Source organism: Nonomuraea basaltis (assembly GCF_005893125.1).
Classification (GTDB): domain Bacteria; phylum Actinomycetota; class Actinomycetes; order Streptosporangiales; family Streptosporangiaceae; genus Nonomuraea; species Nonomuraea basaltis.
On record NZ_VCJS01000027.1, the window covers coordinates 34,031 to 48,524 of the forward strand.

Below are 14,494 nucleotides of genomic sequence, written 5' to 3' on the forward strand. Positions count from 1 at the left end.
CGCCGGGCGGAGCTGCCGCATCGCCTGCTCGATGACCGGGATGTACTTCGGGTTGGAGCCGAGCGGCAGCCGGTAGCCGTTCTCGACCAGCGCCGGCCGGGATGGTCGTCTAGCCGGTGATCAGTGTGTTGACGACGAGCACCTCTTCGCCCGCGGGCCCGTCCAGCCGGATCGACAGCTCCCAGGCTCCGGTCATGGGGAACAGCTCGCCCTCGGCCAGGAAGCGACCGGGCTCCAGCTCACGGGCGGCGACCTCGGGCGTGGTGTGCCCCATGCTGGACATCACCGCCGAGACGGCCACCGTGTCCGGATCGCCGGAGTCCAGCCGCACCTCGACCGAGGCGCGGCCCGTCGTGGGCCTGTCGATCAGGACGGTGGCGGCGTAGCGCGTTCCCACAGAGCTCGCCTGGAAGGGCTCGCCCGCCAGGCTCCGGCCGACGACGAAGACCGCCAGCGCCGCCACCACCAGGGCGACGGCGATCACGGCCCGCCTCATCGAAGTGTCTCCGATGCCTTGACGTCGACGGTGAACGGCACGGTCACGATCCGGTCGGCCAGGGCGTACTGCGCCCAGGCGAGATACCGCCCCGCCTCGGGAAAGCTGAAGGTGAAGCGCAGCCGGGTGCCGGACGAGCCCATCTCGTGCACGTGGCCGAGGAGGGCCCCGTCCTGGCTGCGTACGATCAGGTGGCCGGCCATGCCCAGCCAGGGCCGCACGGTGCCCGTGGCGTCGAGCTCGATCGTCGCCGGGCGGCCCGCGACGGGAGCGGCGGGCTGCAACCGCGGCGGCGCAGCCGACTCGCCGCCGGTGGCTTGGGACGCCGCGGGATCGCGGTCACCGGCTCCGGACGCCTCCGAGCCATCACCCGCGCCATCGCCGCCCACGCTGAATCGCGTGGTGATGAGCTGCCCGCCGGAGTCCTCGCGCTCCAGCTCGGCGTGTGCAAGATACCGGCCGGGACGGTCGGCCCGCATCCGGACCTCCAGCCGGCCGGGTGCCGTGCGCAGCGGGTGCACATGGCGGAAGTACCGCCCGTCCTCGCTGGTGACGATCACGTGGGCGAGCGCCTCGTGGTGAACGGCGAGGTCGTCCACGGGCCGCCCGGTGGACCCGTCGGTGAGATGGACGCGCAAGGTGAACTCCTCTCCCGCGGCCGGGCGCGCCGGCGCCGTCTCCACCCGCCCCTGCGCGAACGGGCGCCCGCCCGCCTGTGTCTCGGCCACGGGCGCGGCGCCGTCGGGCGGCCCGGCGGGCAGCATCGGCTCGAAGACGATGACCATGACGGCCACCGTCACCCCGACGGCCGCGCCGCCGGACAGCAGCATGGCCGTGTTCCGCCGGGCCAGCGCCCCGGTGAGCAGGCCGCCCACCAGCAGCAGCCCGGTCACGAAGAGGCCGCCGTAGATCAGGAACTCCGCCCCGGACCCGCGCTCCACGAGGACGCGGAACGGCACCACGGCGACCTCGTTCCCCGCCCGCAGCTTGAGCTCGTGCGGGCCGGTCCGCTCCACCCTGAGCTGGGCGTACTGCGGCTCGCGCGCCGCCGCCCCGGTCACGCCCGTCACCGTGCGGCCGTCCTCGACCGACCGGACCTCCAGGGCGACCGGGAGATCGGCGACCGGCTGGAAGGCGATGACGCCGATCCGCAGCGGTCCTGGGACCCGCGCCGTCCCCTTGATCACCACCGTGAGCTCCGTGCCCGCGATCGTCTGGGCGATCCGCAGATCCGCCCCGGCCGAGACGTTGTGCGCCGCGGCCGGGGTGGCGCATGCCAGCACGAGGACGGCGACCAGGCAGAGGAGCCGGATCATGCTGAGCCGGGCCCGCTGCGAAGCCAGGACGTCCATCACCCCCCGCCGAGCGGAGCCCGCTCAGAAGGTTCGCCGGCGTCGACCGAGTCCGGCAGGGCGTCCTCCGAGTCCGGCACGGCGTTCGGCAGGAACAGCGCCCCGAGCACCAGACCGAGCAGCCCGGCCACGATCGGCGCGCCGGTCCACAGCTCGGGCACCGCGGGCAGCCCGCCGCCCGTCGCCGACGCGAACCCGATGTACAGCGCCCACGTGGCCAGGGCCGACAACCCGGCGAAGGCCCAGTAGGCGTTCCGCCTCGCGGCCGACGGGCGCAGCCACCGGATCAGCAGGTCGCTCACGACACCCGCGGCCACGACCGCCAGCAGGATCGACACGTTCTCGAACTCCGTCTGCGCGCCCGGCATCAGGACGGCCACCGCGTACATGAGGGTCACGCTGCCGAACGGCAGCCGCCACCGGCGTACCACCAGCAGCACGGGGGCGAGCAGCACGACGTTGGTGAGGGCCAGCGTGGTCGCGAGCCGGTCGGCGCCCGGGTCGTCCAGGTTGGAGAACGCCTCGACGATGCGTACGGCGCGCCACTGCATGGCGTCGCCGTACGACAGGAACAGCGACACCAGCGTGGTCGCGAACGCGAGCCCGATCAGCGCCGGGAGCAGCCGGCCGAGCGACGGCCGCGCGCCCACGTCGGGGGCGTTCCAGGCGGAGCGGAGCGGCGTGGTGAGGATCAGGATCATCGTCGAGATCAGCCCGAGATGCGACGGGCTGAACAGGATGTCGGTGCTCGTCTCGATGCCGAGCAGGGTGTGCCACATCAGGTCGGCGAAGCCGAAGGCGGCGAACACGGGCACCGCGACGAGCCCGGCCAGATAGCCCTGGGGCACCGCCGCCAGCCCCTGCCGGCCGGTCCTGACATTCCGCCACACCTGCCAGATGATCCAGCCGGAGACGGCCGCGAAGCCCGAGTAGAACGCCGCGTGCCAGGGCGTGAAGAACGTCTCCAGCTCGGTGAGATTGGTGTGCGCCCAGGCGTCGATCATCAGCCCGATGCCGAACCATACTCCGAGCAATGCCGTGATGAGGTCTGTACGGGGTGACACCCACTCACGTGGCTCCCCCGTGTCCGCCAGTAATCGCCGTAAGCCGGCATTTGCCAAAGCCACCTCAGGCCTCCCTTCTACGACATCGATCTTTCCAGACGCGATGGAGAATCGGGGAATCCAATTTCAAGCCCGAGTGTGGCTTTGGGTAATGGCGATATCGCACTGCGTTTTCCATATGCCGAGGGTGACGCCGAATAACACAATGTTGATAACTTCGGTGACAGATTTCGAAGAGTCGATGCACTCCACGTCACCGCCACGGGCCGAGAGCACCGCTCATCAGAAGAAGCCGGCCCTCTTCGACGGAGCGCGCGGTGCGGCGGCCGCGAGGTGCGGGGAGGCGACGGCACCGGGCGGAGGGCGGGCGAAGCGCCGGAATCTTTTTGGCCGGGCCTGTCACGTTTTCCCCTCGTGCCCCGTCATAGCGGTGGATCCCGGCAGACTGGGTCCGCTGAACCGGAACCACGCGAAGGGCGCGACCGCGTCCGCATCCCTAAGAGGAGCTTGTGAGATGACGAACACCGACCTGCGCAGCGCCGTCGACGGCCGGGTGCTGCTGCCCGGCGACGACGGGTTCGAGCAGGCGTCCAAGGCATGGAACCTGTCGGTGGAGCAACCGGTGGCCGCCGTCGTCGAGGTCGCGGGCGTCGACGACGTGGCGGCCGTCGCCAGGTACGCCCGCCGGTCCGGCCTGGCGGTGAGCGCCCAGCCGAGCGGCCACGGTGCCTCCGGCGACACCGACGGTGTGATCCTGCTGCGTACCGGCAGGCTGGACGGTGTCGAGGTGAACCCCGAAGAGCGGACCGCCCGCGTAGGGGCGGGCGCCAAGTGGGGGCAGGTGCTGGCGGCGGCCGGGTCGCACGGGCTGACCGGACTGGCGGGGAGCAGCCCCGTCGTGAGCGTGACGGGCTACACCCTGGGCGGCGGCGTGAGCTGGTTCAGCCGCAAGCACGGCTTCGCCGCCGACAGCGTGCGGGCCTTCGACGTCGTCACCGCCGGCGGCGAGCATGCGAAGATCACGGCGGACTCCGACCCCGACCTGTTCTGGGCGCTGCGCGGCGGAGGCGGCGACTTCGCGCTGGTGACCGCCGTCGAGTTCGGCCTGTACCCGGCCCCCAGCCTGTACGGCGGCCGCGTGATGTGGCCCGGCCACCGCACCCGCGAGGTGTTCGACGCCTTCCTGGAGATCACCGACGAGGCCCCGGACGAGCTGGCCGTCTGGTTCAACCGGCTGCAGTTCCCGCAGGCGCCGCCCATGGTCGCGCTCGACGTCGCCTTCCTCGGCGACGAGGCCGAGGGGCGGACGCTGCTGGCCCGCCTGGACAAGATCGACGACGTGATCGCCGACAAGAGGGGCCCGGTCGCCGTGGCGAACCTGGGCGACATCACCGCCGAGCCCACCGACCCGGCGCCCGGCCGCTCGCGGGCGGAGCTGCTGACCGGGCTGGACGACGCCGCGATCGAGATCCTGGTGGGTCAGCCGATCGAGCCGCTGATCGGCCTCCAGATCAGGCACCTGGGCGGTGCGCTGGCCGCCTCCCGTCCCGGCGCGGGGCCGAGCGGTCCGGTGGCGGAGCCGTACCTGCTCTACATGCTCGGGCTGGCGCTCAACCCGGAGCTGTCCGCTGCCGTGGGCGCCAAGCAGGCCGGTGTCGCCGAGGGGCTCGGCGCGAGCGTCAGCGGGCGCAAGCCGTACACGATGCTGACGCGGGGAGAGCGGGCGGCGGCGGCCTTCTCCGAGGAGACGATCGCCAGGCTGCGGGAGATCAAGCGCGCCCGCGACCCGCACAACGTGCTGCGCGCCAACTTCCCCGTGGTGGCGTGACCAAGCGGGGCCGACTTCCCGTGCCGGCGTGACCAAGCGTGCCCGGCCCTCCCCGTGCCGGCCAGGAGGACCACCGGGTGCGGCTCGCCCCAGCACGTCTTCACGACCTCGGCGGCGTCCTGCTCGCGCAGCAGCGCGTGCAGGCTGCCGTCGAGGCGTCCGTGCAGGTGGGCGAGCTATTTGACAGCGCCGCTGGTGATACCCGAGATGATCTTCCGCTGGGCGACGGCGAACACCGCGATCAGCGGCAGGCTCATCACCACCACGTAGGCGAAGATGAGGTGCCAGTTGTTCAGGTAGAGGCCTGCGCTGGCCACCCGGAACAGGTTCAGCGGCAGCGTGTCCACCCGGCCGCCGATGACGAAGAAGGCGTAGAAGACGTCGTTCCACACGTACAGGCAGACCAGGATGGTCGCCGTGGCCAGCACCGGCCGGAGCAGCGGCAGCACCACCAGCCAGAACACCTTCATCGGACCCGCCCCGTCCATCTGCGCCGCCTCCTCCAGCGACGCGGGGATCGTCCGGACGAAGCCGGTGACGAAGAAGATCACCGTGGACATGTAGATGCCCATGTAGACGCCGATCATCCCGACCGCGGTGCCGGCCAGGCCGAGCTGGCGTAGCAGCAGCACCACGGTCACCACGGCGGGCGGCAGCACGATGCCACTGATCGCCAGCGCGTACAGGACCGCGTTCAGCCGGGTGGCGCGGCGCGCCAGGATCCAGGCGGCCATCGACCCGAACAGCAGCACCCCGAGCACGGAGGGCACGACCACGAGCAGGCTGCCCAGCGACGCCGGCAGCACCTCGCCCTCCACCCACACCTGCCGCAGGTTCTCCAGCAGGTGCCACTCGGTGGGCAGCGACAGGTCCGGGTTCAGCGCCTCGCCGCGCGACTTGGCCGCCGTCACCAGCACCAGCCACAGCGGGATGCCGATGGCGACCATCACCAGGACGGGCGTGATCACCGGCTGCAAGCGCCGCCACACCTGAGAGTCGCTCATAGGATCTCCTCCCGCTTGCGAAGGACGTAGATGACCGGGAAGGCCATGAGGGCCACCAGCAGGAACAGCACCAGGCTCATCGTCGTGGCCTGCGCGAACAGGCCCTGCCCGAAGGTGCGGTAGATGAAGATGTTCAGGATCTCCGTCGTGCGGGCCGGCCCTCCGCCCGTGGTGGCCTGGGCGACGTCGAAGCCGTTCATCGACCCCAGCAGCGCCGTCGCGACATTGAACGTGATCGCGGGCGCCAGCAGCGGGAAGCGGACGGTCCAGAACGTACGCCACCGCGACGCCCCGTCGATCCTGGCGGCCTCGATGACGTCCTCGGGGATCGTCTTCAGCCCGGCCAGGTAGATGAGCATCGTCAGCCCCATCCACTTCCACGAGTGGATCAGCGCCACGATCACGATCGTCCACGTCGTGTCGCCCAGCCAGGCGTAGTCGATCCCCAGGAGCTGGTTCACGGCGCCGGTCGGCTTGAGCAGGGCCTGGAAGATGTAGCCGACGGCCAGCGCGGACATCAGCACCGGGATGAGGAAGAACACCCGGGCGACCCGGTTGAGCCAGGTGTCGCGTTCGAGCAGCACGGCCAGGCCGAAGCCGAACGCGTTCTGGAAGATCGCCACCAGCACCGCGTACACCACCGTGACCCGCAGCGAGCGGAACAGCGTGCCGTTGGAGGCCAGGTCGGTGAAGTTGTCCACGCCGACCGGCCGGATCTCGCTCTTGAAACCCGACCAGTCGGTGAAGGCGTAGATGAAGTTGAACAGGGTCGGCAGGAAGAAGAACAGCAGCAGGATGGCGAACGCGGGCCCCATGAACCACATGGGGTGCGTTCGCCGCCGGATGGCCGGCCTGCTGCGGGTCGCGGGCGGGCGGGCGGTGCCCGCCCGCGCGGTCGTCAGCATGTGTCGTTCCCTAGAATCCGGGCGCCCCGGCCGCCTTGGCGAGCTGCGCGAACTGCTCCTGCGTGGCCGAGGCGACCTTCTCCGGCGTCAGGGTCCCGGTGATCATGTCGGAGAGGTTGAGGTACAGGTCGGGGTTGGCGACCGCCAGCGCCTGCATCGACCCCACGGACGCCGGCAGCGAGGCGTGCACGTCGAGCAGCGCCTGCGGCACGCCCTCCGGGCTGGGCACCGAAGGCTGCAGCGACACCGTGTTGCGGTCGGCGACGAAGTCCTTGTAGCCGGGCCCCATCCAGTACGCCAGCAGCTGCCGCGCCGCGGCCTCCCGCTTGGCGTCCCCGGTCTTGAACGCCACCAGCGCGTTGGACTGGTCGGGAATGAACGTGCCCACGTTGCCCGACGGCGAGATCGGGAAGAACCCGATCTTCTTGTCCAGCGTCGCGGTGTCCGCCGTGGCCTGCAACTGCCCGAAGAACGAGTTGACCTGCACCACCATCGCGGCCTTGCCGGACAGCAGCGCCGCGCCCTGGTCCTCGAACTTGGCCGTCTTGATGTCGGCGTTGAACAGCCCCTCGTCGATCAGCGACTTGTACGTCTTGATCGCCCCGAGCACGGCAGGTCCGCCGAACGTCTCCTTGCCGGTGTTGATCTGCTCCCAGAGGCCGTCCTTGGCGGCGTCGGCGAGCTGGACCTGCACCCACCACTGGGTGGCCCACTTGTCGGCGGCCATCTCGAAGAACGGGGTGACGCCCTTGCCCTTGAGCGTGCGCGCCAGCTCCACCATCTCGCCGAAGCTCTTGGGCGTCTCGGTGATCTTGTTGGCGGCGAAGACCTCCTTGTTGTAATAGACGCCCTCGACGGCCGGGCTGGTGATCAGCGCGGCGTACCGGGCGCCGTCCAGGATGCCGGTGATGTCGCGCAGGTCCGGCGCCAGCTGCGGCAGCCACGGCGCGTCGTCGAGCGGCTGGAGGTTCGTCTTCGCGTTGATCGCGGTCAGCATGGACGCGGTGGGCTGCCAGAAGGCCAGGTCGGGCTTGTCACCGGTGGCGACCTTGGTCTGGATGCCCTGCTCGTAGGGGTCCGGGATCGTGACGACCTCGACCGTGGCGCCGGTCGCCTGCCGGAAGCCCTCGATGACCTTCTTGGGCATGGTGTTGCTGTTCTGCGCGGCCCAGATCGTCAGCTTGACGCCGTCGAGCTTGGCCTGTGGGTCGGCCCAGGTCGCGGCGGCGGCCGTGCCGGCGCTCGCGTCCGGGGTCTCGACGGAGGGGTCGCTGCAGGCGGTGAGCCCGAGCGCGAGCGCCGCCACACCGGCGACGGCTGTCCATCTCTTGTTCATGCTGATCTCTCAAGGGGTGATCGGTGGCCCGCGATCGGCGGACCAGGAGGCTTCATCGAGTAGGTCGGAGGTGGAGGATCCGGGCGGACAGCGGCTCGTCGCCGCTGGGCGTGAGGGTCAGTGTGCCGGTGCCGGGGTCCCAGGCGCGTTCCCAGGACGGCAGGTGCCGCGGGTAGCTGACGTCGATCTCGACCGGGCGGCCGGCCAGGTGCGGCAGCTCCAGCCGGACCGGCGGCGCGCCGCCGTCCCGCCGCCACACCCCGAGGTAGGTGTCCTCCCCGGCGCGCAGGGCGAGGGCCAGCCACGGGTCGTCCCAGCGCGGCAGCCCGAGCGGCCACAGCGGCGTGGCCCGCGCCAGGTCCGCGCGCATCTCCTGGTGGACGCGCACGGCGTCGCGCACGGAGTCGAGCTGCGCGGCCGACATCCCGTCCAGGCGCCCGGACAGGTACAGCCGCCCCAGCATGCCCGTGCACAGGGTGAACGCGATCTCCTCGTCGGACATGCCGGGCTGCGGGTAGGCCCAGCTCGCCGACTGCTCCGGCAGGATCGACAGGGGCGCCGCCACCGCGACCGGCGGATACAGGCGCGGGTCCTGCTGGTCGCTGGTGGACTGCAACTGCATCCTGGACAGCAGCGCGTAGTCCATGCGCATGGCGCCGGACGCGCAGTTCTCCAGGATCAGGCCGGGATGGCGGGCCAGCACCCCGTCCAGCCACGCCAGGTGCGCGCGGTTGTGCCCCAGCAGCCCGGCACCCGCGCTGCCGGCGTCCAGGTCGGTGCCGGCGCCCGGATCGATGTTGTAGTCGAGCTTGAAGTAGCCGACGCCCAGCTCCTCCACCAGCCGGTCCACGACCTGGTCCAGGTGCGCGACCGCGCGCGGATGGCGCAGGTCGAGGTGGTAGCGGCCGTGCTCGGCCAGCCGTACGCCGCCGCGCTGCAGGAACGCCTCGGGCGGCAGCTTGTCCGCCATGGGGCTGCGTACCCCGATCACCTCCGGCTCCAGCCACAGGCCCGGCACCAGGCCGAGCTCGCGGATGTGGCCGAGGACCTCCTCGATGCCGCGCGGGAACCGGCTCTGCGACGGCTGCCACTCGCCGACGCTGTCCCACCAGGCGCCGCCGTCGTCGTACCAGCCGGCGTCCACGCAGAACACCTCGGCGCCGGCGGAGGCGGCGGCCTCGATCAGGGGCAGCAGCTTGGCCGTGGTCGGGTCGCCCATCAGCGTGTTCATGTAGTCGTTGAACACCACGGGCAGCGCCTCCCGGTCGGGATGCGGCCGGACGATCGCCCGCCGGTGCGCGGTGAGCGCGGCCGCGGCGCCGTCGAGGCCCTCGCCGGACACCGCGACCGACACCGGCACCGTGGTGAACGACTCTCCCGGCGCCAGCCACTGCTGCCACTGGTGGTCGAGGTCGTTCGGGCCGAGCAGCGCGACGTAGGCGCCGTCGAGCCGTTCACCCACCTCCCATCGCCACGGGCCGTTGTGCTCGATCTGCCACAGCCACGCCTGCCCGCCGTCACGGTCGACGAGCCCGCCCGTGGGCAGGTGGGTGCCGGTGGACCAGGTGCCGGTGCTGACCACCGCGAGCACGCCGCGGCCGTCCTGCCCGTGCGCGGCCAGATGCAGATCGGGTACGGCGCCCGCGCGCAGCGGCTCCCGGGTCCAGCGGCTCTCGCCGAGCCATTCGCTGTCGGCGCGCAGCACGTCCGTGGACTCCACCGAGCCGCCCGCGAAGGAGGCGGCGAACGAGGTGACGGCGAGCAGCAGCGCCGGCTCCTGGCCGCGGTTGGTCACCCGCGTCCAGACCTGGAACGCCGGCACCCCGTCGGCCGAGCGGAAGAACACCTCGGCGTCCAGCCCGCTCGCCGCGTCGTGCAGGTCCATCCGCAGGACGTGCCACTGACCGTCCCTGCTCTGCTCGCAGCCCCGGTAGGCCAGGCGGACACCGGCGGCCGTCTGGGAGAAGCGGTGCGCGGAGCGTGCCCGCCCCGCGCCGGGGAGCAGCAGCTCCACCAGCGGCTGCGTCGTCCTCGGGCGCGGCGCGGCGCCGCCGGCCGACAGCGACCGCACGCCGACCGGGCCGTCGGGGGAGACGTCCAGCACGACCCGGAGGCTCGGATGGCCCCAGACCACGCTGGTGTTCGTTGGCTTCAAGCTGCTGCTCCTCTTTGTCCTTTGTCGTTGATCTCTTTGCCGTTGATCTCTTTGCCGTTGATCTCTTGGCGCGTTTCAGCCGAGCGGTGCGGCGATCTGGATGAGGTCGATGTCGGGCGCGTAGCCGGCCGAGGCGTTGCCGAACGTGATCGTGTTCGCGCCCGCGGCCAGGACCACGTCCATGACCGTGGTGCGGTAGTTCGACCAGCCCAGCGTGTTGCGGAAGGAGTGCCTCACGGCCGGACCGCCGTTGACGGCGACGTCGGCGTAGCGGTCGACGATGTTGGAGTTGTAGTTGGTTGCGCCCTCGCCCAGCTCGCCGTTGGCGTAGGTGACGACCATGCGGTAGCGACCGGCCGCCGGGACGGACACGTTGTTGAAGCGCAGCGTGTTGGCCGCGCCGGCGCCGATGTAGCCGACGTACGCGCCGCCCGACGCCGCCGGGTTGGACGCCACCCTGGCGGCGCCGCCCAGCGTGTTGGCGGGGGATTCGGCCTGGTAGGAAGCGATGGTACCGGTCGTGGGCGTGAGGTCGACGTAGTCGATGTTGACCGCGTCCCGGTCGTCGGCGGCGAAGGCGTTGACGTCGATCCGGTTGATGCCGGCCGTCAGGAACACCTTCGTGGTGACCGTGTTCCAGGTGTTCCAGTCGGCGGTGCCGGGCAGCGCGACGTCGGTGAGATCGGAGCCGTTGAGCCGCATCCGCACCGAGCGGGTGGCCGGCGCGCCGGTGTACGGGCCCGCCGAGTAGCGCAGGGCCACGTTGACGTAGCCGTCGGCCGCCGCGGTCACCACGAACCTGGTGCTCGCGGTGGTGCTGCCGCCGTACCCCTCGGAGAACGACGTGCCCGAGTAGCCGGTGTTCGAGCCGTAGGTGACGCGGGCGGAGCCGGCCAGGGCGGCGTACTCGGCCTCGTACCGCTGCGGCGACCCCGCCTGGGACAGGTCCTTGTCCGGGGTCACGATCACGTGGTACGCCGACGCGCCCTTCAGACCGGTCAACGGGATCGTGATCTGACCGCCGGAGGCGGTGAAGTCGCTCTCGCTGACCCGGTACGGGCCGGGGGAGGGGTTCAGGCCGGTGTTGTCGACGCCCCAGACGGTGGCGTGGACCGTGCCACCCAGGGAGGACGGGATGCCCTTGACCAGCAGGTTCGTGTCATAGGTGCCGCTCGCCGGGTTGTTGCCCCCGAAGATCACGCGGGCCTGCCTCTTGGCCGGGTCGAGCGCCGCCACGCCCTGCAGAGAGCCGCCCGGCGCGGGCGGGGTGACGGCGACGGTCGTGCCGGTCAGCTCGCCGTACCACTTGTACAGCCACCAGCCGCCGGTCGCCTGGTTGTTCCTGGTGACCAGGTCGTTGAGCCCGCCGGCCGTCGTCCAGTACGCCAGGCAGCCGTCGACCTTGCTGTTCTCGAACTTGGCCACGAACTGCACCAGGTTGCCCGGCACGCCGAGATCGCCGGAGAATCGGCCGTATTCGTTGATCGTGATGGGGCGCTGACTGATGCCCAGGCTGCTCTCGATCGCCCGGTAGTCGGCGTAGTGCTGGTGCCAGCCGGTGAAGAAGTCGTCGCCCAGTTCGTGCCACGTCGTCACGTCGGGCAGCACGTTGTTGTCGCGGGCGAACCGCATGAACTCGCGCAGGTCGGCCGAGCGGTAGGCGGCGAAGTTCGGGCCGGCGATGCGGGCGCCGGGGTCGATGGAGCGGATCCGCCGGTAGACGGTCCGGTAGTCGTTGAGGAAACCGGTCAGGTTGCCGCCGTACCAGATCTGGTCGGGCTCGTTGAACGGGACGTACACGTACGAGGTGCGGTACGGGTCGGCGACGACCTTCCTGGTCATCGTGTCCACCTTGGCCAGGTAGTCGTTGATGCCGAGGTTGTCGTACGGCCACTGCTTGTAGATGTCCTGCATGTAGATCTGGATGTCACGGCCGCCCGCCCGCTTGAACATCGGGGCCACCTTGAGCGCGTCGCCGTTCGGATGCTGCAGGCCGTCGGGCGCCTTCTGGGCGGTGACCTGGGGCTTGAGCGCGGCGAGCATGGTCTCGTTCGGGATGCCCTCGTCGCCGAGCCCGTACAGGAAGCCGGTGGCGCCGTAGCGCAGCGGGCCGGTCTGGGTGGCGAGGTCGACGACGAGCTGGGACGGCGCGGCCGCGGCGGCGCCTTGGGTCGCGGGTAGCACGCTGATCACGATGGCCGCTGCCAGGGCCGCGGACCAAGCATGGTTCCTCCTCATGGCGCTCCTTACGTGCTGGGGCTCTCGCCCTCGGGGGGTACGTGGAGACGCTGATGTGACCGGTCACATGTACTTGCTGCATGAGTGTGAACGGTCACATCGAGAAGAAAAAGGGGGTGTTACCAGGTTGTTACTAGGAAATGTCGGGCGACCTCGCGTACGAGTGTTGGCCTACACTCGTTGTCATGGTGTTCACCGAGAGATCGGCGGCGACACGGACCTCGATCCTCTCGGCCGCCAGGAAGCTGCTCATCGAGCGGGGCTACGAGGCCATGACGATCCGGGCCGTCGCCGCGCAGGTCGGCGTCGACCCGTCGATGGTCATGCGCTACTACGGGAGCAAGGCCGGGCTGTTCAGCGCCGCCGTGGACGTGGACCTGCGGCTGGGCGAGGTGCCACCGCCACCCGCGGACCGGCTCGGCGAGCTGCTCGTGCGCCACTTCCTGGCCCGCTGGGAAGGCGGCCTGTCGGACGACGTGCTCATCCTGCTGCTGCGCTCGGCCTCCACCAACCCCATGGCCGCCGAGCGCATGCGGGAGGTGTTCGAGACGCAGATCGTCGCGTTCGTGGCCCGGGCGACGGGGGCGGCCGACGCCGCCCACCGGGCCGGGCTGGTCAGCACGCAAATGCTGGGCCTGGCCCTGACCCGCTACGTGCTGGAGCTGCCGCCGATGGCCCGCGCCGACGCTGAGACCCTGGTGCGCGACCTGGGGCCCGTGGTGCAGCGCTTCCTGACTGGCTGACGCGACCGCGTGTGGTTCATTCGGCCTTCGAGCCCAGCCGGCGCTTGAGCCCGCGCAGCGACCAGAGCTGCCCGGCCACATGACCGGCCGCTTGACCTGCCCGGTAGTACAGCCGCGGCGGGACGTGCGGAAGAAGCCGGGAGCGCCGCTGGAAGAGCAGCGCGAACAGCTGCATCGGTGGAAGGTTCACGTAGCGCGGGAGGTTCTCGTACCACTGGGCGCTGTAGCGGGCCGCCTTCTGGGCGGACCGGATCGCGGATTTGCGTTCCCGCTCGTAGCGGGCGAGGGCGGACTCGAGCCGCGTCTCCCCGTGCAGCGCGTTGACCAGGGAGAAGGCGTCCCCCAGCGCGAGGGCGGTGCCCGCGCCGACGGAGTAGTGCGTGGTGTGCGCGGCGTCCCCCATCAGGACGAGGCTGCCGCGGTACCACTTCCGGTTGGTCAGGGTGCGGAAGTGCAGCCAGTGGGCGCTGCCGTCGGCGTCCGCCCGGCCGATCAGCGGGTGCCCGTCCAATATGTCGGCGAAGAGCTTCTCCAGGAGGGCCAGACTGTCGGCCTCGCTCGCCTCGTGGAGCCCGAGTCCCTGCCACGTCGCGGGGGAGCACTCGATGACGCAGGTGCTGTGATCCTTGCCGAATCCGTAGCCGTAACACCAGATCCAGCCGTGCTCGGTCTCCACGAAGGCGAAGGTGAAGGCGTCGAAGACCTTGGTGGTGCCGAGCCAGATGTAGGTGTTCCGCCCGACCGCCACGTCGGTGCCGAAGTGGTCGGCGTGGCGCTCGCGCAGCACGCTGTTGACACCGTCGCCGGCCACGACCAGGTCGGCACCGGCCAGCTCGTCTTCGTCGGCGATCTCACGAGAGAACTCGACGCGCACGCCGAGTGAGGCTGCCCGTTCGGTGAGGATGCCGAGCAGCTTGTGCCGGCCGATGCCGAAGCCCTCCTCCCCTTCCTCCGCCCTCACCGTCGCGCGGTCGCGGACGTGCACGACCCAGCTGTCCCAGCGGACCGAGCTCTCGCTGATCTCACGCGCGGACTCGGGGTCGGCAGCCTGGAGATTGTGGAGCAACTCGTCCCAATAGGTCACGCCCCAGCCATACGTCGACCCGGCTGGGTTCCGCTCGTAGATGGTGATGTCATGGGACGGGTCCACCAGTTTCGTCAGGATCGAGAAGTACAGGCTGGCCGGCCCTCCGCCGACGCAGGCGATCTTCATAACAGGCCCCGTTGTGACGTTACGCAATCAATTTATGACATAGAGTAGCAGTGCTGTATGCGGCGGGACGATCTCATCCCGCTAAGCCGCCGGTTATGAGATGGCCAATCATCGGAATACCGCCAACTCACGGCGATCTCGCTGAGCGCTCTCGATTTGG

Annotated in this window: 11 protein-coding genes and 1 pseudogene; 2 read left to right on the forward strand and 10 right to left on the reverse strand. The window is 70.5% G+C overall.

All coding sequences use genetic code 11. The features are described 5' to 3' along the window. Positions 1-109 precede the first annotated feature (109 nt). The 3 genes from EJK15_RS15515 to EJK15_RS15525 are packed head-to-tail and all read right to left on the reverse strand — an operon-like array spanning position 110 to position 2,912. Positions 110-496, reverse strand: coding sequence for a hypothetical protein (locus EJK15_RS15515; RefSeq protein WP_138711132.1), 387 nt, complete (start codon positions 494-496; stop codon positions 110-112). After that, complete coding sequence (locus EJK15_RS15520) at positions 493-1,848, reverse strand: hypothetical protein (protein WP_138711133.1); 1,356 nt, start codon at positions 1,846-1,848, stop codon at positions 493-495. The genes EJK15_RS15515 and EJK15_RS15520 overlap by 4 nt, the downstream gene beginning before the upstream one ends. Next, positions 1,848-2,912, reverse strand: coding sequence for a hypothetical protein (locus EJK15_RS15525; RefSeq protein WP_206060865.1), 1,065 nt, complete (start codon positions 2,910-2,912; stop codon positions 1,848-1,850). Before EJK15_RS15525 ends, EJK15_RS15520 begins: the two co-directional genes overlap by 1 nt. 514 nt (positions 2,913-3,426) lie before the next feature. Here EJK15_RS15525 and EJK15_RS15530 point away from each other — a divergent pair. Then, positions 3,427-4,740: an FAD-binding oxidoreductase gene (locus tag EJK15_RS15530; protein ID WP_138711134.1), complete on the forward strand. Its 1,314-nt coding sequence runs from the start codon at positions 3,427-3,429 to the stop codon at positions 4,738-4,740. 80 nt (positions 4,741-4,820) lie between these two features. Here the strand turns inward: EJK15_RS15530 and EJK15_RS78450 are convergent. The 6 genes and pseudogenes from EJK15_RS78450 to EJK15_RS15555 form a co-directional block, all read right to left on the reverse strand. Further along, positions 4,821-4,907, reverse strand: a pseudogene (locus EJK15_RS78450) (hypothetical protein); the annotation flags it as partial. A 9-nt stretch (positions 4,908-4,916) separates the two neighbouring features. Next, the gene (locus EJK15_RS15535; RefSeq protein ID WP_138711135.1) at positions 4,917-5,744 is read right to left on the reverse strand and encodes a carbohydrate ABC transporter permease; all 828 of its coding nucleotides are present in this window, start codon (positions 5,742-5,744) and stop codon (positions 4,917-4,919) included. Continuing rightward, positions 5,741-6,649, reverse strand: coding sequence for a carbohydrate ABC transporter permease (locus EJK15_RS15540; protein ID WP_171074325.1), 909 nt, complete (start codon positions 6,647-6,649; stop codon positions 5,741-5,743). Before EJK15_RS15540 ends, EJK15_RS15535 begins: the two co-directional genes overlap by 4 nt. A gap of 10 nt (positions 6,650-6,659) precedes the next feature. Beyond that, positions 6,660-7,985, reverse strand: coding sequence for an ABC transporter substrate-binding protein (locus EJK15_RS15545; RefSeq protein ID WP_138711136.1), 1,326 nt, complete (start codon positions 7,983-7,985; stop codon positions 6,660-6,662). Between the two features lie 52 nt (positions 7,986-8,037). Further along, on the reverse strand, positions 8,038-10,140 hold the full coding sequence (locus EJK15_RS15550) for a glycoside hydrolase family 36 protein (protein WP_138711137.1): 2,103 nt from the start codon (positions 10,138-10,140) through the stop codon (positions 8,038-8,040). Positions 10,141-10,215: 75 nt separating this feature from the next. Next, positions 10,216-12,378, reverse strand: coding sequence for a carbohydrate-binding protein (locus tag EJK15_RS15555; RefSeq protein WP_138711138.1), 2,163 nt, complete (start codon positions 12,376-12,378; stop codon positions 10,216-10,218). A gap of 185 nt (positions 12,379-12,563) precedes the next feature. On the opposite strand from EJK15_RS15555, the gene EJK15_RS15560 reads away from it, so the two are divergent. Further along, entirely contained in the window at positions 12,564-13,121 is a 558-nt protein-coding gene (locus EJK15_RS15560) for a TetR/AcrR family transcriptional regulator (protein WP_138711139.1), read from the forward strand. A gap of 16 nt (positions 13,122-13,137) precedes the next feature. Here the strand turns inward: EJK15_RS15560 and EJK15_RS15565 are convergent, their stop codons facing one another. Beyond that, on the reverse strand, positions 13,138-14,334 hold the full coding sequence (locus EJK15_RS15565) for an FAD-dependent monooxygenase (protein WP_138711140.1): 1,197 nt from the start codon (positions 14,332-14,334) through the stop codon (positions 13,138-13,140). Between the last annotated feature and the right edge of the window lie 160 nt (positions 14,335-14,494).

What these genes read in the sequence shown, in the direction of transcription:
- EJK15_RS15515 (WP_138711132.1), bottom strand. Translation starts at nt 496, where the DNA reads ATGAGGCGGGCCGTGATCGCCGTCGCCCTGGTGGTGGCGGCGCTGGCG.
- EJK15_RS15545 (WP_138711136.1), bottom strand. Translation starts at nt 7,985, where the DNA reads ATGAACAAGAGATGGACAGCCGTCGCCGGTGTGGCGGCGCTCGCGCTC.
- EJK15_RS15565 (WP_138711140.1), bottom strand. Translation starts at nt 14,334, where the DNA reads ATGAAGATCGCCTGCGTCGGCGGAGGGCCGGCCAGCCTGTACTTCTCG.
- EJK15_RS15520 (WP_138711133.1), bottom strand. Translation starts at nt 1,848, where the DNA reads ATGGACGTCCTGGCTTCGCAGCGGGCCCGGCTCAGCATGATCCGGCTC.
- EJK15_RS15560 (WP_138711139.1), top strand. Translation starts at nt 12,564, where the DNA reads ATGGTGTTCACCGAGAGATCGGCGGCGACACGGACCTCGATCCTCTCG.
- EJK15_RS15555 (WP_138711138.1), bottom strand. Translation starts at nt 12,378, where the DNA reads ATGAGGAGGAACCATGCTTGGTCCGCGGCCCTGGCAGCGGCCATCGTG.
- EJK15_RS15535 (WP_138711135.1), bottom strand. Translation starts at nt 5,744, where the DNA reads ATGAGCGACTCTCAGGTGTGGCGGCGCTTGCAGCCGGTGATCACGCCC.
- EJK15_RS15530 (WP_138711134.1), top strand. Translation starts at nt 3,427, where the DNA reads ATGACGAACACCGACCTGCGCAGCGCCGTCGACGGCCGGGTGCTGCTG.
- EJK15_RS15540 (WP_171074325.1), bottom strand. Translation starts at nt 6,649, where the DNA reads ATGCTGACGACCGCGCGGGCGGGCACCGCCCGCCCGCCCGCGACCCGC.